This window comes from Gracilimonas sp. BCB1 (assembly GCF_040117685.2).
In the GTDB taxonomy this organism is placed as follows: Bacteria; Bacteroidota; Rhodothermia; order Balneolales; family Balneolaceae; genus Gracilimonas.
Window position 1 is genome coordinate 215,370 of sequence record NZ_JBEDYP020000013.1, and the last position, 18,116, is coordinate 233,485.

Annotated in this window: 17 protein-coding genes; 7 read left to right on the plus strand and 10 right to left on the minus strand. The window is 44.0% G+C overall.

The window, feature by feature from the left end; genetic code table 11:
- Positions 1-10 precede the first annotated feature (10 nt).
- Entirely contained in the window at positions 11-739 is a 729-nt protein-coding gene (locus ABFW99_RS10205) for an acyl-[acyl-carrier-protein] thioesterase (RefSeq protein WP_349353395.1), read from the plus strand.
- 112 nt (positions 740-851) lie between these two features.
- On the opposite strand, the gene ABFW99_RS10210 is transcribed toward ABFW99_RS10205, so the two are convergent.
- The 5 genes from ABFW99_RS10210 to ABFW99_RS10230 form a co-directional block, all read right to left on the minus strand.
- Positions 852-1,673, minus strand: coding sequence for an aldo/keto reductase (locus tag ABFW99_RS10210; RefSeq protein WP_349353396.1), 822 nt, complete (start codon positions 1,671-1,673; stop codon positions 852-854).
- A 78-nt stretch (positions 1,674-1,751) separates the two neighbouring features.
- On the minus strand, positions 1,752-4,577 hold the full coding sequence (locus ABFW99_RS10215) for a lamin tail domain-containing protein (RefSeq protein WP_349353397.1): 2,826 nt from the start codon (positions 4,575-4,577) through the stop codon (positions 1,752-1,754).
- An 88-nt stretch (positions 4,578-4,665) separates the two neighbouring features.
- Positions 4,666-5,967 (minus strand): dicarboxylate/amino acid:cation symporter, encoded by a 1,302-nt coding sequence (locus ABFW99_RS10220; protein WP_349353398.1) that lies wholly within the window; start codon positions 5,965-5,967, stop codon positions 4,666-4,668.
- Complete coding sequence (locus tag ABFW99_RS10225; protein ID WP_349353399.1) at positions 5,964-6,791, minus strand: DUF92 domain-containing protein; 828 nt, start codon at positions 6,789-6,791, stop codon at positions 5,964-5,966. Before ABFW99_RS10225 ends, ABFW99_RS10220 begins: the two co-directional genes overlap by 4 nt.
- A gap of 7 nt (positions 6,792-6,798) precedes the next feature.
- Positions 6,799-7,047 (minus strand): hypothetical protein, encoded by a 249-nt coding sequence (locus ABFW99_RS10230; RefSeq protein WP_349353400.1) that lies wholly within the window; start codon positions 7,045-7,047, stop codon positions 6,799-6,801.
- Positions 7,048-7,137: 90 nt separating this feature from the next.
- Here ABFW99_RS10230 and ABFW99_RS10235 point away from each other — a divergent pair, with 90 nt between their 5' ends.
- The 5 genes from ABFW99_RS10235 (at position 7,138) to ABFW99_RS10255 (ending at position 11,760) form a co-directional block, all read left to right on the plus strand.
- Positions 7,138-7,734 carry a Maf family protein gene (locus ABFW99_RS10235; RefSeq protein ID WP_349353401.1) on the plus strand — a complete coding sequence of 199 codons (597 nt, stop codon included), beginning with the start codon at positions 7,138-7,140 and terminating at the stop codon, positions 7,732-7,734.
- A 7-nt stretch (positions 7,735-7,741) separates the two neighbouring features.
- On the plus strand, positions 7,742-9,646 hold the full coding sequence (locus ABFW99_RS10240) for a tetratricopeptide repeat protein (protein ID WP_349353402.1): 1,905 nt from the start codon (positions 7,742-7,744) through the stop codon (positions 9,644-9,646).
- Position 9,647: 1 nt separating this feature from the next.
- The gene (locus ABFW99_RS10245) at positions 9,648-10,916 is read left to right on the plus strand and encodes an asparagine synthetase B (RefSeq protein WP_349353403.1); all 1,269 of its coding nucleotides are present in this window, start codon (positions 9,648-9,650) and stop codon (positions 10,914-10,916) included.
- Between the two features lie 78 nt (positions 10,917-10,994).
- Positions 10,995-11,333 carry a MazG nucleotide pyrophosphohydrolase domain-containing protein gene (locus tag ABFW99_RS10250; RefSeq protein ID WP_349353404.1) on the plus strand — a complete coding sequence of 113 codons (339 nt, stop codon included), beginning with the start codon at positions 10,995-10,997 and terminating at the stop codon, positions 11,331-11,333.
- Positions 11,287-11,760 carry a MazG nucleotide pyrophosphohydrolase domain-containing protein gene (locus ABFW99_RS10255; protein ID WP_440707494.1) on the plus strand — a complete coding sequence of 158 codons (474 nt, stop codon included), beginning with the start codon at positions 11,287-11,289 and terminating at the stop codon, positions 11,758-11,760. The genes ABFW99_RS10250 and ABFW99_RS10255 overlap by 47 nt, the downstream gene beginning before the upstream one ends.
- Here the strand turns inward: ABFW99_RS10255 and ABFW99_RS10260 are convergent.
- Complete coding sequence (locus tag ABFW99_RS10260) at positions 11,757-12,269, minus strand: DUF2306 domain-containing protein (RefSeq protein WP_349353405.1); 513 nt, start codon at positions 12,267-12,269, stop codon at positions 11,757-11,759. The two genes, ABFW99_RS10255 and ABFW99_RS10260, sit on opposite strands and share 4 nt — an antisense overlap.
- A 300-nt stretch (positions 12,270-12,569) precedes the next feature.
- On the opposite strand from ABFW99_RS10260, the gene ABFW99_RS10265 reads away from it, so the two are divergent.
- Positions 12,570-13,739, plus strand: coding sequence for a citrate/2-methylcitrate synthase (locus tag ABFW99_RS10265; protein WP_349353406.1), 1,170 nt, complete (start codon positions 12,570-12,572; stop codon positions 13,737-13,739).
- Positions 13,740-13,988: 249 nt separating this feature from the next.
- On the opposite strand, the gene leuS is transcribed toward ABFW99_RS10265, so the two are convergent.
- The 4 genes from leuS to ABFW99_RS10285 all read right to left on the minus strand — a co-directional run bounded on the left by leuS (position 13,989) and on the right by ABFW99_RS10285 (position 18,002).
- Positions 13,989-16,520 carry a leucine--tRNA ligase gene (leuS, locus tag ABFW99_RS10270; RefSeq protein WP_349353407.1) on the minus strand — a complete coding sequence of 844 codons (2,532 nt, stop codon included), beginning with the start codon at positions 16,518-16,520 and terminating at the stop codon, positions 13,989-13,991.
- A 256-nt stretch (positions 16,521-16,776) separates the two neighbouring features.
- Entirely contained in the window at positions 16,777-17,202 is a 426-nt protein-coding gene (locus ABFW99_RS10275) for a GxxExxY protein (protein WP_349353408.1), read from the minus strand.
- Positions 17,203-17,421: 219 nt separating this feature from the next.
- Complete coding sequence (locus tag ABFW99_RS10280) at positions 17,422-17,799, minus strand: type II toxin-antitoxin system VapC family toxin (RefSeq protein ID WP_349353409.1); 378 nt, start codon at positions 17,797-17,799, stop codon at positions 17,422-17,424.
- A complete protein-coding gene (locus ABFW99_RS10285; RefSeq protein WP_349353410.1) occupies positions 17,796-18,002 on the minus strand; it encodes an AbrB/MazE/SpoVT family DNA-binding domain-containing protein in 207 nt (68 codons plus the stop codon). Before ABFW99_RS10285 ends, ABFW99_RS10280 begins: the two co-directional genes overlap by 4 nt.
- Between the last annotated feature and the right edge of the window lie 114 nt (positions 18,003-18,116).

Genomic DNA, 18,116 nt, shown 5'->3' on the forward strand with positions numbered 1-18,116 from the left:
ATCCTGATTCATGACTGACGACATCACCAAGCATAGCGAAACCTTTACCATCCGGGCCAGTGAAGTAGGGTCAGGTGGTCAGATTACCCTGCCTGCCCTTTGTTCTCTTTTCCAGGAGGTAGCCGGCAATCATGCTCACAAGCTGAACTTTGATATCACCCAGCTTCACGAGCAAGACCTTACCTGGGTGCTCCATCGAATGGACATCAGGATTGAGCGATATCCCAACTGGAGAGAAAAGATTACCGTGGAAACCTGGCCGGCCGCCGGCGATGCCTTGCGGGCCTATAGGGATTACAGGATTCTGGATGAAGAAGGCGAACAAATTGGAGCCTGCCTCAGCTACTGGATGATGATCAACCTGAAAACCCGAAAACCCACCCGTATGCCTCAGGAAGTTCTGGACCTCCGGTTGTCGGAACTGGATCATGTGATGCCGGTTAAATCGGACCGGATGAATCCATTTGAAGAAAGCGATGTAGCGAAAAAGTTTGTAGTACGGAAATCAGACCTCGACATGAATGAGCATGTAAACAACGCCCGCTTTGTAGAGTGGCTCATGGAAACTTATGACGATGACAAGGCTTACCTGATCAAGAATATGGATATCATGTTCATGCGGGAAAGCCACTCCGGAGATATGATTACATCCGAACGGAAAAATCTGGAACATCAAAACTACCGCCATCAGCTTACCAACCAGGATGGAGATGTGTTGGCCTTGGCTACCTGCAGCTGATTTATCCTATTGCCAGATTAAGGTGTAACCCTTCCAGGGTTATGGCATTCGTCCTTGTTTTGGCTAAGTGGTTTAACCCTGGAAGGGTTGATGATTCTATTACTCCCCTATTTTACTTATCCCATTCGGGGGCAAAGTCGGGGTTAATAATCCGGGTATCTTTCTGGATGTCATCGATGGCATAGAAGTCGTCGTCTTCCAATACAAAATCGAATACATCGATATTCTCCTTCAGATGTTCTTCCGAAGAAGCTTTGGGTATGGCAACCACCTGCTCTTGCTCTATCAACCAGCGGAGTGCTATTTGTGCGGGCGATTTCCCATATTTTTCACCAAGCTTTTGGAGCAATGGATCATCCATCACTTTCGCCTGTGCCAATGGAGAATAAGCGGTGAACAGGATATCCTGCTCGGCGGTGTAGTCCAGTAAGTCAAACTGGCTCAGAAAGGGGTGGTACTCAACCTGATTACAAAAGATGGGAGCTCCGAGCTCTTCATTCACTTCCTTCAATAACTTTAAAGGGAAGTTTGCTACGCCAATATTCAGTGCTTTACCCTGATCGCGCAGTGATAGAAAAGCCTCCATCGTTTTTTCAATGTTTACTTCCGGGTTGGGCCAGTGCACCATCAAAAGGTCCACATAGGGAGTATCGAGTTCCCGAAGCGAGTTCTCTGCAATCTTCAACACATCGTCTTTCTCAAGATGGGTATGCCAGATTTTAGTCGTAAGAAAAATCTCTTCCCGATCAACATGTGATCTCTTGATGGCCTCCCCAACTTCTCTTTCGTTTTTATAGCTTTGGGCAGTGTCGATGTGGCGGTAGCCAAGATTCAGTGCCAGCTTTATTGTGTTTTCGCCTTCTCTGCCAATTAATCGGTGTGTTCCTAACCCTACTTCGGGCACTTCCACCCCTTGAATTGTTTTAAACTGCATGATAGGTAAAGAGTACTTGTCCTTTTTTGATTTATGGTTACTTATTTGGAATAACTGTTATCACGCGAAATCTGTTCACTATTTTACTAATGTCATTTTTCGGGTCATAACACTCTTTCCGACTTCAAGCTGGTAGATATACATCCCGCTGGGTTTGTCGGTGGCATCCCATTCAAACTGATGCTCTCCGGCCGACATGGTTCCTTCTGCAATCACGGCAACAGGCTGCCCCACAATATTAAAAATTGAGAGACGAACTTCTTCCGCTTCCGGTAAATAAAATGAGATAATGGTAGCGGGGTTAAAAGGATTAGGGAAATTTTGATGAAGCTCTACTTCACGGGGCAGTGTATCATCTCCCTCCGTTTCTTCTGCTATTTGTCCGGGTGGCTGAATGTGAATCACAAATCGGTCTTTTTCGGAATAGTTATCTAAGGAAGCTTCTTTTTCGGATTTGTCTTCCTCTGTAAGTACGGTATGATCGAAGGTTATGCTAAAGCCTTCTCTGAGTACATACTCCTTTTCAGCTGCTTTATCTTCCAGCTTTATTTCCCAATCAGTAGGGATGGCCGTCCACTCATTAACCGAAAGTGTAAGTTTACCCGAAGCGGAAGTACTGAATTGCAATGGTAGTGAAAGTGCCTGTTCAATCTTTGATGAGAGCGTTATTTCACTAAAATATTCTTCTCCACCTGAAAAAGCCATATCCAGAAAAGAAGGACCACCCAAAAATAATTCCGGATATGAGTTAAGGTCTTTTACACTTTCTGTATTTCCATTATCCGCAAATTGAACCGTAACTGCTTCGCTCTGATCTTCTGAGCTGAGGCTTAGGGATAAGGTGGAAATTTCATCTTCCGGGATATTTTCTATATCAGATTCACCGGAAGATTGTGCAAGATCCTGAACATCAAAAATAAGTTCTCTTTGCGGTTGTAAATCACCAAGCATAAGCCAGAAAGGAGCCTGTGCAGGAATTTCATCATCATTCTTCAATGGCACAAAATCCAAATCACCGGCCGTGCTCTGCTTAATTCCATAGAAAACCGGATTTACAGAAACATCAGGATATTTTTCCATGCTTAGCTCAAGAAGCCGTTGCACGTTGACAGGGGTTTCCAGATTATTATAAACCAGATTTAAGCCTTCCGTACCATTTAAAGCTTCGTTGTTGTCAAAGTCGGTAGCAGATACATTTAATGTAAGCGTGCTATTATTTGGTGCTTTTTGAGAAGAAGATCTGCTCCAGTCTGCCAATTTTTGTACTTCTTCTCCTTCAAAACCTCCAATCAGAACCGGGTAATCAGATATGGATGCAGCATCAGGGACAACCTCCACAAATTCTTGTGTTTCCTCATCCCAGCCTTTTAATATTATTTCAGGGAAAACACGTTCAAGGCCTTCCGTTTGGGTTATTATTTTAAGTCCCGGTTGCAAGAGTTGCTGTACAGAAGCTTGAAGTCCGGTTAGTGTACCATCATTCATTTGTTGAGTGGCATTATTGATTACATTATTACCAGCTACTACTTCATCCCGATCAGCATTACTACCCCCCGCTCTTTTCTGCTCGTTGTAGCGAAACTCGTGAATAGTTTCCCCGGCAAAGTCCTTCAGCACCAATTGGCCGCCTCTCCTATTCAGCAGAGGTTTATCCAGCTTTGAATAGATGATTGTTTGCATCGAATCTTTCTCCGATTCAATAACTTCATTCTTAATCAGGATAGTTTGTTGAGGGAATAAAACGGCATCATCTTTAAATGTAAATTTTTGGTCTTTCGAAGAAAGGGTCCAGCCGTTTAATGATACTACCCCATCTTCCATATTCCTGATTTTGATAAAACCATCGCCATTCGGTGCATTGACTGCTTCAGAAATTAAAATCTCAGGTTTTTCATTATCCAGGATGATTTTACTGTGGGTGAGAAAATCGCCGAAATTACCATTGGTCAAATTCTGCAAGGTAAATATTCCTGTTTCCCTGCCCTCGTAATCCATATCATCGTTAATAGGAACTCTCACTTCATATATTCCATCGCCAATCAGCCCGGTAAAATTAAGCGTAGTGGTTTCAAAGTCTAAATAATCATCCGGTGAGGTGATGCTTCTCAGCGTGTCAAACTTCACGTCAACCGATAGTCGGGAGCCGTCGTGCTCATAAATGGCGACGTTCAAAATGGCTACCGAATCTGACTCCTGAACAGTGGAAACACTTTGGTCAAAAAGAACAACCGGTGGAGAAATTAAATTAAAAGAAGTGCCAAAAACCGGGAAAGGGCGGGTTTCGCTTCCTCTCCAATGGCTTTCATTTCCTACATATTGCAACAACAAATTCCGGGTTCCACTGGCACCGTTTCTGATGTAATATTGGTAATTGGAGGCATCTCCTAATGTCAAAAACGTGTGGTCACTTTCTTCTAAACTTTCCGGTATATCTGAACCCAGTGATTCTTCTTCTGAGGTATTCCAGATAACTCCCTTTCCCCAGCCAACGGCAAAGATAAACCGATACACTTCTTCTTTCTGATAGGCAAACAGACGGTATGTCCCTCCTTCAAAACTGATATTACCTTCTATATCCAGCCGCTCGTCATTTAAGGCGTTAAGGTGAATGTTTGTACCGGCCTGAACAGAGCTTTTGAACGTTACTTTAAGTTCATTCCCGGATAAAGTTTGAGCTTGCCTATCCCACTTCCCGTTTGAGAAATACAGCTCCGTACCTTCCTCAATATCGATAAGCGGTATAAAATCGATGGATTGAGTATCCGCATTGGCAGATACAATGACTACATCGCCCGGAAGCAATACAGACTGGGCTGTTGCCTTGAAACCCAAGGTAGCAACCAGAAAGAAAAGGGCGATATGTAGTGCTTTTAAATGTTTACCGAATAGTAACTTTTGAGCCATAGGCACACGTGTTACTCATTATTTTTGTTCCTTCAATTAACAGATTTTCAGGCATAAAGGCATATAAAATTTCCTGTTTTCTGAAATTCTAATCATCCAGATTAGGAGCACCTAAGCGTCCTTCTGAGGAGGCCACAGCCACTGATACCGCCGCGTCTCCTGTAATGTTAACCGTAGTTCGGCACATATCTAAAATACGATCCACTCCAAGTATGAGCGCTATTCCGGCGGTTGGCACCTGTATAGCCTCCAGTACAATTACCAGCATCACAATACCGGCCCCTGGAACACCGGCAGCTCCAATAGAAGCGGCCGTTGCCGTTAATACAATCATTAGTTGCTGAGCGATGGTTAAATCCATTCCTAAGGCCTGGGCAATAAATACCGCTGCCACAGCCTGATACAAGCTGGTTCCGTCCATATTCACGGTTGCTCCAATAGGCAGAACAAAACTTGCGACCTCGTCTTCAACCCCCAGATTTTTTTCAACACGCTCCATGGTAACAGGCAAAGTTGCTGAACTTGAACTGGTACTGAAACCAAGCAACATCGCCGGCTGAATAGCCCTGAAAAAGGTAGAAAGCTTCATATCGCTCATCGCTTTGAACAAGCTGGCATACACGATAAAAACGTGGACAATCAAAGCAATAATTACCGTCAGACAATACCATCCAAGTGCATATAATAATTCCATAGCCTGAGACAAATCATCCCCGGCCAGGTCTATAATCAGTGAGGCCATCAAAGCAAAAACCCCATAGGGTGCGGTGAGCATAATAAGCTCCACTATGCGTATAATGACATCATTAAAGGCATCGAACACGTCCACCAATGTCTGCGCTTTCTTCCCTCCAATTTGAATGATCCCGATACCCAAAAGAATGGCTACAAATACAATCTGCAGCATACTTGAGTTGTTTGATGCAGCTGCAAAAAAGTTTTCCGGTACGATATCCACAATAAAATCAAGCGGACCCCGATTCTGAACCAGCTCAGCTGTGGCGCTGCGATCATCCACCGATTCACTGTAGCTTTCCTGCAAAGTTGCTGTTGTTTCAGCCGGCAGGGTTTTTCCGGGTTGTATGACATTTACGGCAACCAAACCAATGGTAATGGCGAAAACCGTAGTTACGGCATAAATAGACACCGTTTTGAATCCCATTCGCGACAGCTTGGTCGTATCGTTTAAACTGGTAACCCCTACCACCAGCGAAACCAGCACCAACGGCATCGCGATAAGCTTCAGCATAGCTATGAAAATAGTACCAAAGGGCTTGATGTAGTCAGAAGTAAATTCATTCAAACCGGTGACACTGGCTAACAGCCCCCAAAGAAGACCTAAAATCAAACCAATTATAATTTGCCAGTGTAATTTTTTATACCATTTCATACGCCAATGATTAAGATTAATATCAAACTGATTACTGAAGCCAGGCCTGCAGAAATCCAATTCACAAAATTGTTGCTAACATACATATTCTCCAAACCAATTGATGAAAGTCCGGGAAGGCTGTATGCCGCATTCTGAAACCGGGCGCCAATGTAAGAATCGATGAGGGAACCAAAAAATCCGGTGATCGCAATTATCAAAATGGTTGAAAGCATAGTGTCGATAGCAAAAAACCAGAACACTGCGGCTATAAAAGCTGCGCCGGTAAGGGCGGCAACGGTTCCATAAAAGCTAATGCCGCCGTCAGTTCCGGGCTGTACTTTTTCTCCGGTAGTAATAAGCCGGGTTTTACCCTTTAGCCTGTTTTCCCCGATTTCTGTAGCCCAGGTATCGGAAGCAGCGGTTGCAATGGAGGTTACGGCGCCGATCAGAAAAGCATCTATATCGGTCAAAAACCAAATTAAAATCCAGAGGACAAACCAAAACCCGTTCGACCATACCTGTTTACCATTACGCCGGAATTTCTTTTCCAGGAAACCTTCACGGGATATTAAATCTTTGGAAAGCACCGATCCTGAAATAAAAAAAGCCAGCACGACAGCAGCCCCGGCAATACCGCCCAAACCATAAGCGAATCCACCAAATATGGTTGCTGACGATGCGCCATCGATCGTTAACCAGTTCAGTATAAAAGCAGTGATAGATAACAGAGCAGCAAGAAAAAGTCCCAGAAGAATCTGGTTATGATGTTGAGCATTCCCTAACAGGATGAATACAAAAACCAGTGCCAAAGAAAAGAAGATATTTACCCAGCGATCGAGCACGGTTTATTTAGCTGGATGCTGCTTCAGGTTCTTCATCCCGGTCGTGCTTCATAATAGCAAATACAACCAGGATATAGCCGGCCATAATTACAATTGGAGAGATAAACAGAGAGATAAAGCCGTCCACTTCATTTTCCAGATACATGGCCGTAAAACCAGCTACAATCAGGAAAATTGCAATCCCGATAAGTTTGTAGTTATATGCGGAAAAAAACATCGGTTGATGATCCGCCTGTTTACGTCCTCGTTTTGCCATGTTCTTTTAGTTAACTTAGTTGAAATTTAAGATCGAAATGGTTGGCTAAGTTATTTAATTATCTGCTAAACCCAAAAGTACAAATACGGCATGATGCGAATTGTTCTGGCTTCTCAAAGCCCCCGAAGAAAGAAATTATTACAACAAATTGGCCTGGCTTTTGAAGTTTCCCCCAGCGAGGTGGAAGAAATCAGTTCACTTGCCGAGCCCGGGCCAATGGTGGAAGACCTCGCCAAGTTAAAAGCCACCGATGTTGCCACCAATTTCAGCGACAGCTTCATCATTGGCTCGGATACCATTGTAGTCCATAACGAGGAAGTATTGGGTAAACCCGGGAATGAGGACGAGGCTTTTGCCTTTTTGAAGCGGCTTAGCGGCACTCACCACTTTGTTTACACAGGTGTCGCATTTGTTAAAACTGATAAAAACGGCACCATTCAGGGCAAACACACCTTTTATGAACAAACAAAAGTTACCTTCAGCACGTTAGGTGATCAAGATATTAAAGCGTATATAAAAAGCGGCAACCCCATGGACAAAGCCGGAGCTTATGGAATTCAGGATGACCTGGGCGCTTTGTTTGTAGAAAAAATTGAAGGTGACTATTATAATGTGGTCGGGTTTCCTTTGAACCGTTTTTACAGGGAGATGAGATCTTTCTTTCCGGAATTTGATATAATGAGTTAATGAATTAATGAATACTTTTTTAAAAACCGTTTTCTCTTTTTTGATCATCGGGTTACTGAGCTGCCCGGCCATAGCACAAAACAACAGCGACTTTCAGCTTGCCACCCGACTTATGCAGCAGCAACAATATGCTGATGCACTTCCCCTGTTACAAAACTTGCACGAAGACAATCCCGAAACCTACGTTTATGCCGACCGGCTAATCGACTGTCTGATCCAGTTAAAACAGTACGATCAGGGACTCGAAATAGCACATAATTACCAAAATCAGCCTAAAGTTGAGAGTCAGGTACAGATTCGTATCGGTGAAATCTACCATTTCAAGGAGCAGACTGAAACAGCGTTAGATATTTGGTATGCCAATTTGGAATCTAATCCACGGCAGTTACAGCTCTATATAACCACGGCCCGAACGATGGTGAGCCGGCGTGAATATCTTGAGGCCGTTGAAGTGTATAAAAAGGCACGGAATGAATTTCAAAACCAGCGTTTATTTTTCGGGGATATCGCGAATGCGTATATGAGAGCCGGGGAATATGAGTTGGCAATAGAAGAGTGGCTGAATTTATTGGAAGCCTCGCCGAACCAGATTTCATATATACAGCGCAGCTTGCTTAGATACAACGACCCGATTCTGTACGACATCACCATTATTGAACTTGATGAGCGATTGAGTAATCTGTCTATTTCTTCCCCCAATTATCAAACATTTTATCAGCTGCAAATCTGGCTGCTTCAGGAAAATAAATTGTACCGGCGGGCTCTTGCCACAGCCAAAGAGTATGAAAGCCGATCTGAATCGTATAACTACTCGCTGTTTAACCTTGGGCGGCAACTAACAGAGAATAATGAGTTTGAACTGGCCAAAGAAGCCTTCACTTACTATACAGACAATGCCTACGGTGAGATTAAATGGCGGGGCCTGGAAGAACTGGGCGATACATATTCAAAGTGGGCCAAGTATATCGATGATTACAATCTTGACTTCACCAACAAAAGAGACAGTCTGTATAAACTGGCTACGGTGATGCTGGACTCCATTGAAACGCAGACCAATAATTACAGCGGTATGGGAAATGTACAGCTTAAAAGGGCCGAATTGGCTCTCGATCATGTGTTCGATCTCGGCAAAGCCACGACGGCTCTCAGGAAGCTTAGAAACCTCCCTGCCATGCGAGACTCTCCTGAAATCCCGTACCTGGAAGGAAGAATTCATCTTGCCCAAAAAGAATTTACCGAGGCACGCATCAATTTTACCCGCTCTAACAAACAAGCTGAAATAGGAGAACTCGCCGAAAAAACCCGCTATTTCCTTGCCCTAACCGACTTCTACGCCGGTGATTATGAGTTTGCCGGCATTCAGCTAAAATCACTGGGCAGGCAGAACACCTCTTATTATGCCAACGATGCTCTGGAACTCCGCCTTTGGCTACAGCAGGGAACGGCCGCAGACACTTCCGGGGAGATGCTTTCCAGATTTGCTGATGCTGTTTTTATGGAGAACAACGGGAAGTCCTCTGAAAGCGCTGAAGAATTTTTAGCGATGATCAACGATGAGAGTTTTACCGCTTTAAAGGATGATGCCCTCCTATTCTTCGTAGAATCACCTCACATTCAGAAGGCGGTTAAATATAATGAACTGAGTCTGTTTCTGACCTCTAACCCGGCAACTCCCATCAAAGAGAAGTTACTTTGGGAACAGGCGAAACTGGCAGAGCAAACAAATATACAGTCGGTGCGGAATGTGTGTGAATCTGCCGGGGATTGCTTTTGGAACTCTGATTCAACAACTTCAACAGCTCAAATTTCACCTAAAGATATTTACGAGAAGCTGATTCTGGAATATCCACAAGGATTTTATGCTCCTTATGCCAGAGAACGACTTACAGATTTAACCAATCAAAATTCCTGATATGATCAAGAGGCTGTTTACGGTATTATTATTTGCACTAAGTCCGATTCTTATGGTTTCGGCCCAGCAGCATGTATTGATTTCGATGGATGCTTCACAAACCAATCACCTGAAAGCATACGGTGTCGTCTTCAATCATATCACCGATGGATATACTGCCCAATGGCTACTGAATTATAGGGGAGGAAGCTTCCTGGCAAAGGTTGAAAATGACATTATTCGGAAAAGCAGGCTGCGCAACGTTTCTCTTGAGACCATTAGCGCATCGGAAGCCCGGCAAATTATTGCCAATGTGGAAAGCAACAGCAGCAATACCGCCGTGGTAAACCTTGAGAAAGCGCCCAAGATTGCGGTTTACACTCCCGATCAGGCTTTACCCTGGGACGATGCCGTAACGCTTGCCCTTACCTACGCCGAAGTGGAATACGAGAAAGTGTGGGATGTGGAAGTACTGGAAGGTAAGCTGAATGAATACGACTGGCTTCACCTTCACCATGAAGATTTTACCGGTCAGTATGGGAAATTTTGGGCCAGTTACAGAAGTATGCCCTGGTACATCGCTCAGGTGAAACAAATGGAAGCTATGGCCAGTGAATTGGGTTATGCTTCGGTGAGTGAGCAAAAGAAAGAAGTGGCCCGCACCATTAAGCGTTACGTAGGAAACGGCGGATTTCTGTTTGCGATGTGTTCCGGAACCGACACCTTCGACATTGCTTTGGCCGCTGAAGGCGTGGATATTGCCCCGGAACAATTTGATGGCGATCCTGCAGATCCAAACGCACAGGAAAAACTGGATTTCAGCAAAACACTCGCTTTTGAGGACTTTGACATTGTACTGAATCCCGGCGAATACGAGCATGCTGATATTGATGTACCGGTAAGTATCAACCGCGTTGACCAGTCGCTGGACTTTTTTACCCTGTTTGAGTTTTCCGCCAAATGGGATCCGGTTCCCACCATGCTGACGCAAAATCACGTGAGTAGTGTACGGGGTTTCTACGGCCAAACTACTGCATTCCAGAAAGACAAAGTAAAATCATCGTCTGTGATATTGGGAGAATCACCCGGACGGGAACAGGTTAAATATATTCATGGAAATTACGGGCGCGGTACCTTCACCTTTTACGCCGGTCACGATCCTGAAGATTACACTCACCGGGTAAACGATCCCCCCACCGATTTGGCCTTGCATCCCAACAGTCCCGGCTACCGGCTGATACTCAACAACATCCTCTTCCCTGCCGCCAAAAAGAAGAAGAAAAAAACATAATCGATGTTAAATGCTCAATGTTAAGTGTTAAATTTGAACGCATTCAACATTCATAAATTTAACACTTAACATTTTTCTATGAAGCCAAGCCGGAAGTTTGAGGATCTTGTTGAACTGGTAGCTATACTCCGGAAGGAATGTCCCTGGGATCGTAAGCAGACACACGAATCTATCAAGGATAACCTGATCGAAGAGGCCTACGAAGCTATTGAAGCACTCGATCATCAGGATTTCGATGAGTTTAAAAAGGAACTTGGCGACCTGCTGCTGCATGTTGTATTTCATTCCCGCATGGCCACTGAAACCGACACCTTTGATATGGGTGATGTGATTTACACGCTGATGGAAAAGCTCATCCGCCGACACCCCCATGTTTTTGGTGATACAGAAGTGGACGGAGAAGAACAGGTTTCCTGAAAATTGGGAAAACATCAAACTCAAAGAAGGAAAAAAATCCACTTTGGATGGACTCCCTGCCCACCTTCCCGCTTTAATTCGCGCACAACGTATGCAGGAAAAAGCAGCCAATGTGGGCTTTGACTGGCCGGAATGGAAACTTGCCTGGGAAAAACTGGATGAGGAACTGCAGGAATTCCGGCAAGCTTTAGAAGGTAACAAGCCTGAAGAACTCGCTGATGAGTTTGGGGATGTGCTATTTTCCCTCGTAAACGTGAGTCGGTATTTTGAGCTTAATGCAGAAGATAGCCTCCGAAAAACCAACGCCAAATTTGAACATCGTTTTCGCTACATCGAGATGAAGCTAAAGGAGAAGGAAAAAGCCCTTAAAGATGCTACTCTTGAAGAGATGGATGTATTTTGGAATGAAGCCAAGAAACAGGCCTAATCGGTCGGTGCATATTCTTTTCCGCCAAATTTATCTATAAAGTAATTCTTCTTCTTTTTAATCAGATATGCGCCAATGGCAAAGGTAACACCGGTTGCGATAGCCACCAACATCCAAAATCCGTCCCAGCCCTGAAAACTAAAAAAGCGAGTGAACGTCTCTGACCAAAAGGCGGCATACAAACCCACCACCGACCAGTTCATAAACTCATAATGATACTCCAGCCAGGTATGCTTTGGTTTCTTGAGGTAAGCAGGAATAAAACCGGCTATGGTTGTTGCAAGGCTGATCAAAGCAAATACATGGAAAGGCCCGAAGAAACCAAAAAGCTTGTAGATCATCAGGGCGGTTCCATTCAGCCCAATCATAGCAAAGAAATAGAAGTAGCCCAGCTTCTTATGAACCGATCCTCCCTTTTTAATAAATACGATGAGCGCCCCTGAAGTCATTGAAAGTATGGCAAAGATGAAATGGGCAAGTCCAAGCGGATCGAATTGATAAGATTCCATAGTGACAGCTGAATTGGTTCATGAAAAAAGTACGCTGTACTACCTTCAATGTTACAGTTCACACAGATTGAGCAATGTGTAACCGCCTTCACACTTTCTTCAAGATCAATTGTTTTATTCGCATAGTTTTAAACATTTTGACTTAAAATTGTGCGGTCATTTTACTATATTCGATGCTCTTCTCAAACGAGAATCGGATTTTATTACCAACGACAAACGCTTGTAAATTTAAAAATGTTAGCAGCGTGAAGTTGGCTCTTGCCGAGCAGATTATTCTTTTAACATAAATTGGAGTACTAAATGTCAGAAGGCATTCACACAGGCTTTGACGAGCAACAATATCCTTATATCAATAAAGGACTTGAAGGCATTGTAGCCTTTTCAACGTCTAAGAGTTTTATTGACGGCCAAAAAGGCGAACTTATTTATTCCGGGTATCTTATTGACACCCTGGCCGAGAACGCAACCTTTGAAGAAGTTTGCTTTTTACTTTGGAATGATCGCCTGCCAAACGCGCAAGAACTGGAAAGCTTAAAGAAGCTTTTGATTGAGCATCGTTCTCTTCCTGAGCCGGTACTCGATTATATTAAAACGACCGACAAATCTGCTGAGCCTATGGCCGTTTTAAGAACAGCGGTTTCCATGCTTGCGGATTTTGATGATACGCACGGCAAATTTGACGACACGTTGTTTGAAGGTCAGGCTATCGACATCACCGCAAAAATCCCAACCATCATTGCCGCTTTCGATCGTGCCCGTAAAGGCAAAGATATTGTAGAGCCGCTTGATGAAGGCAGCACCGCATTCAACTTCCTGTATATGCTGAATGGCGAAAAGCCCGGTGAGCAAGCTGAAAAAACCATGGATCTCTGCCTGATTCTTCATGCCGAGCACGGGATGAATGCATCAACCTTTACTTGTCGCACCATCTGTGCTACTCAGTCTGATATGTATTCTGCTGTCACCGGTGCCATTGGTGCATTGAAAGGGCCTCTTCATGGCGGAGCAAACACCGCTGTAATGAATACCCTGCTTGAGCTGGATAAAGATCCGGACACGGCAGATGCTGTAGAATTCACCAAGAAGAAATTAGCAAGTAAAGAAAAGATTTCCGGTTTTGGGCACCGCGTGTATAAGACCTTTGATCCACGTGCCCGATTGCTGCAAACCATGTCTAAAGATCTTTCTGAAGAAACCGGACATGAGCAATTGTATGAGTGGTCGATGGATATGCTGAATACCATGAAAAGTGAGAAAGACATTGACCCGAATGTAGATTTCTTCTCAGCTACCGTTTACTATTCTATTGGGATTGAGCCTGATTTATACACCTGTATTTTCACCATGAGCCGTGTTTCCGGCTGGACCGGGCACTTTATGGAGCAGGCTGCCAACAACCGCCTGATTCGACCTCGTGCCCTTTATGTTGGTGAGAAAGGCCTGGGCTGGACTCCGGTTGAAGAACGGTAAGTGACCGGAGATTTGTGAGATTTTAGGATTTCACAGATTTATTGAATTTAATAGGCTCTGATGTATCACGTCAGGGCCTTTTTTATGGTATAAAGATTATTCAGTGGTCAGGGTCATTTCCGCGAAGGCGGAAATCTAAATATTGCCATTCAGTGAACCGTGGATTCCTGACAAAAAACTAGATTTCGGGCATTCGCCGCGAAATGACTAATCAAAATATGAATCAGCTAAGTTCATTTTGACAGGACGCTACTTCACCACCAAATTCACAATCTTTCCGGGCACGAAGATCTCTTTCACCAGATTTCCATCAGCAAGATATTTAGCCACGTTCTCTTCTTTCTTCGCTAAGCCAAGCACATACTCTTTGTCTTTGGCTTTGTCGGCATCCACTTCGATATCAGCCCGGACTTTCCCATTCACCTGTACCGGATAGGTAATGGAATCGGCTTTCAGGTATTCTTCATTGAACTGTGGCCAGTCTTCATAAGCCAGCGTTTCTTCATGACCAAGCATTCGCCATAATTCTTCGGTGATATGCGGGGCAAAGGGGTTCAGAATCTGGATGAATTCTTCGGCGACAGATAAAGGAATTTCATCCCAACCATTGGCTTCATTCACAAAAATCATGAGGGCGGAAATAGCGGTATTGAATCTAAGTCCCTCAATGTCCTCGCTTACTTTTTTGATGGCTTCATGCAGCGGTTTCAGATGTTTCTTTTCTGCTTCGATACCCTTCACCTTAGCAGAAATTTTTCCGGAATCTTCATCCACCAGTAAGCGCCAGACCCGATTCAGGAACCGGTTCACGCCTTCCACTCCTTTGGTACTCCAGGGCTTCACCTGCTCCAACGGCCCCATAAACATTTCGTACAGCCGCAATGAATCCGCTCCGTACTGAGCTATAATATTATCCGGGTTAATCACATTACCCCGGCTCTTGGACATTTTGTGAGCCCGGGCTTCTACTTTCGTATCGGTACCTTTAAGGACAAAGCCTTCGCCTTTTTTCTCGACTTTGTCTTCATCAATCTTTTTACCATCGGGACCGGTGAATTCCATTTCTCCCAATATCATCCCCTGGTTCACCAGTTTATTGAAAGGCTCTTTGGTTGAAACTACTCCGATATCGTACAACACCTTGTGCCAGAACCGTGCATATAACAAATGAAGAACCGCATGTTCGGCTCCGCCCACATACAGGTCCACCGGCATCCAGTATTTTTCATAATCAGGATCAACCGGCCCGCCGTCAAATTCAGGACTAATATATCTCAGATAATACCAGCAGGAACCCGCCCATTGAGGCATCGTATTGGTTTCCCGAATAGCCGTTTTTCCCGTTTCGGGGTCGGTGGTTTCTACCCAGTTTTTGGCATTAGCCAGCGGCGGTTCGCCATCGCCGGTAGGTTGATATTTATCTACTTCAGGAAGCTCTACCGGCAATTCAGATTCGGGCAGTGGCTTGGGCTCCCCATCCACGTGGATAATCGGGAACGGTTCCCCCCAATAACGCTGACGGGAGAACAGCCAGTCGCGCAATTTATAATTCACGGACTTGGTACCAGCTCCCTTCTCTTCCAGCCAGTCAATGATTTTTTTCTTGGCTTCTTTAATATTCAACCCGTTCAGGAAGTCGCTGTTGATAGCCACTCCTTCTCCGGTATAAGCCTTCCCTTCAAACCCTTCTTCCGGCTGAACCGTGCGAACAATCTCCAGATCAAATTTCTCAGCAAATTCCCAGTCTCTTTCATCCTGTCCCGGTACGGCCATAATGGCTCCGGTTCCGTAACTGTCCAGCACGTAGTCGGCAATCCAGATTGGGACTTCCTTCCCGTTGGCCGGGTTGATGGCATAAGCGCCGGTAAATGCACCGGTTTTTTCTTTGTTCAGTTCCTGACGCTCCAGATCCGATTTCTTGGCCGCCATTTCCTGATAATCAGCAATCGCCTGTTTCTGTTCATCGGTCGTGATTTTATCCACCAGGTGATGCTCGGGAGCCATCACCATATAAGTTGCACCAAAAATGGTATCAGGACGTGTGGTAAAAACCTTAAGCTTCTCGTCATGACCTGAAATCTCAAAATCAATCTCGGCCCCTACCGATTTACCGATCCAGTTGCGTTGCATTTCCTTCAGCGACTCCGGCCAGTCCAGCTCTTCCAGATCCTGAAGCAATCGCTCGGCATATTCCGTAATCTTCAACACCCACTGGCGCATTGGCTTTCGGATCACAGGATATCCTCCCACTTCACTTTTGCCATCAATGACTTCTTCGTTTGCCAACACAGTTCCCAGCTCAGGACACCAGTTTACAGCCACCTCATCTTCGTACGCCAATCCCTTTTCATATAACTTCAGGAAAATCCACTGGGTCCACTTGTAATAATCCGGATCGGTGGTATTTACTTCGCGATCCCAGTCGTAACTGAAACCAATAGCCTGCAGCTGTTCGCGGAATTTGTTCACATTCTTTTCTGTGGTGATTCGCGGATGGGTCCCTGTTTTCACCGCATACTGCTCAGCCGGCAACCCAAATGCATCCCAGCCAATCGGGTGCAGCACGTTGAAACCCTTCATTCGTTTATATCGGGCAATAATATCCGTTGCCGTATAACCTTCCGGGTGACCTACATGCAGCCCCGCACCGCTTGGATACGGAAACATATCCAGCACATAATACTTAGGTTTGGATTTATCGGTGGGCGTTTCAAAGGTTTTGTTCTCGAGCCAGTGTTGTTGCCATTTAGACTCGATGTCTGCCGGATTGTAAGAGTGCATTTATGCTTTTTTGAATTTCGAAATTCTCAGAGCATTAAAGATAAGATAATCCTGTTTAACCTTTGAAATGGATTTTTGGGGTTAATTGCAGATTTTGAACCTTGATTAGAAGGATTCTCCGATTACCATGATTCTTGTTGGCCGTAAATACCTATAATTCTGAGCCTAATTAACCCAATCAAGGTCATCTTTTAATCCCATAAATCAAGGTTCACAATGTTTTAAGCTACTATGCTAGAACCATGATTGATAGAATTTACGGATTACCCTGATTTTTTGGGTGCCTTGGATTTCCTTTGTACCCCTCACCTTTGAACTTATTGTTATAGATCCTTTTGAATTCCAAGCTGGTTGCTCCAAAGTTGATCAATAATCCAAGTTCTAAATTATAGGCTTCAAGATAATTCATGGCCTGAGAAAGGTGAACATCCAATAGTTCAATAACTGCTTTAAGCTCTACAGCAATTGCATTACTCACCAAAAAATCTACTCTTCTACTGCCTATAATTATATCTCTATAAAACACATCCATCTCAACCTCCCTGGCATATTCTACTTTGTTTAAGTCCATCTCGTAAGCCATGGCACGTTGATATAGAACTTCCTGAAAACCATTACCCAATTCTGAATGTACCTTCATTGCACACCCAATTATCTGATGAGTTAACTCTCCATATTTCATATAAACCCCGCTCTTTGATTTAAAACATAATCAAGGCCATCCCAAAATCCAATAAATCAGGGTTTACAAAATGATTTGATACTTGCTTAGATGGTTTGAACCATGATTGGAAGGATTATCTGATTATCCTGATTCTTTTCGAGCAGTTGAGACAGCCTATGTGATCCTTTTCACTTTCATCCTAATCAAGGCTATCCTAAAATTCCTTTAAATCAAGGTTCAACTCTTCTTCGAAAAGAAATTCACGCCATCTAATCCTTCAAAATCAGCATCTAATGTCCAGAGTTCGGCTTCATATTTTTGGGAGATGGCATAAATCATAGAGTCAGCCATTGGTAACTTATTCTCCGCATTGATGAGGGCAGCATTCAGTGCAATCTCCTGATCTACTGACACTTCTTTTCCATTGGCCATGAGTGCTATTCCATCCAGAGCTTTTGATTTCCCCAGCTCTCTATTTAACACTTTATAGACTTCATAAAAACAAATGGAGGGAACCAATAACTCTTTATCATTCTCTATGACCGGCTCAAAAACATCCGCATATTTATCATCTGTAAAATATTCAAGCCACCCCGATGAATCTAATACATTCAAACCCGATCCTCCTCTCTGTTTATTGAGGTGTCGATTCCTTTAGCAAAACCTCTTAATGATTTCACCTCCGGTACCGGCACAACTTCTATTTTACCATCAAGAGGTATCATCCTTACCCGTTGCCCGGCTTTCAAATCAAGTGATTTCCGAACTTTAACTGGAATCACTACCTGAAATTTTGAAGATATTTTAACCGTTTCCATAATGTTTTACGATTTATTGATCGATGTAATATACGTTAAACGCTTTTTCTTTGCTTAACAATTTCCCAATAGCAGTTCTCCCTGTTTTTTCTTTTTATAAATTCATTCATTCTT

Bases quoted from the DNA above. Each gene is read 5' to 3' on its own strand.
- ABFW99_RS10235 (WP_349353401.1), top strand. From the start codon at position 7,138: ATGATGCGAATTGTTCTGGCTTCTCAAAGCCCCCGAAGAAAGAAATTA.
- ABFW99_RS10220 (WP_349353398.1), bottom strand. From the start codon at position 5,967: ATGAAATGGTATAAAAAATTACACTGGCAAATTATAATTGGTTTGATT.
- ABFW99_RS10275 (WP_349353408.1), bottom strand. From the start codon at position 17,202: ATGAAATATGGAGAGTTAACTCATCAGATAATTGGGTGTGCAATGAAG.
- ABFW99_RS10245 (WP_349353403.1), top strand. From the start codon at position 9,648: ATGATCAAGAGGCTGTTTACGGTATTATTATTTGCACTAAGTCCGATT.
- ABFW99_RS10215 (WP_349353397.1), bottom strand. From the start codon at position 4,577: ATGGCTCAAAAGTTACTATTCGGTAAACATTTAAAAGCACTACATATC.
- ABFW99_RS10205 (WP_349353395.1), top strand. From the start codon at position 11: ATGACTGACGACATCACCAAGCATAGCGAAACCTTTACCATCCGGGCC.
- ABFW99_RS10240 (WP_349353402.1), top strand. From the start codon at position 7,742: ATGAATACTTTTTTAAAAACCGTTTTCTCTTTTTTGATCATCGGGTTA.
- ABFW99_RS10255 (WP_440707494.1), top strand. From the start codon at position 11,287: ATGTTTTTGGTGATACAGAAGTGGACGGAGAAGAACAGGTTTCCTGAA.
- ABFW99_RS10210 (WP_349353396.1), bottom strand. From the start codon at position 1,673: ATGCAGTTTAAAACAATTCAAGGGGTGGAAGTGCCCGAAGTAGGGTTA.
- ABFW99_RS10250 (WP_349353404.1), top strand. From the start codon at position 10,995: ATGAAGCCAAGCCGGAAGTTTGAGGATCTTGTTGAACTGGTAGCTATA.
- ABFW99_RS10285 (WP_349353410.1), bottom strand. From the start codon at position 18,002: ATGGAAACGGTTAAAATATCTTCAAAATTTCAGGTAGTGATTCCAGTT.
- ABFW99_RS10230 (WP_349353400.1), bottom strand. From the start codon at position 7,047: ATGGCAAAACGAGGACGTAAACAGGCGGATCATCAACCGATGTTTTTT.
- ABFW99_RS10260 (WP_349353405.1), bottom strand. From the start codon at position 12,269: ATGGAATCTTATCAATTCGATCCGCTTGGACTTGCCCATTTCATCTTT.
- leuS (WP_349353407.1), bottom strand. From the start codon at position 16,520: ATGCACTCTTACAATCCGGCAGACATCGAGTCTAAATGGCAACAACAC.
- ABFW99_RS10265 (WP_349353406.1), top strand. From the start codon at position 12,570: ATGTCAGAAGGCATTCACACAGGCTTTGACGAGCAACAATATCCTTAT.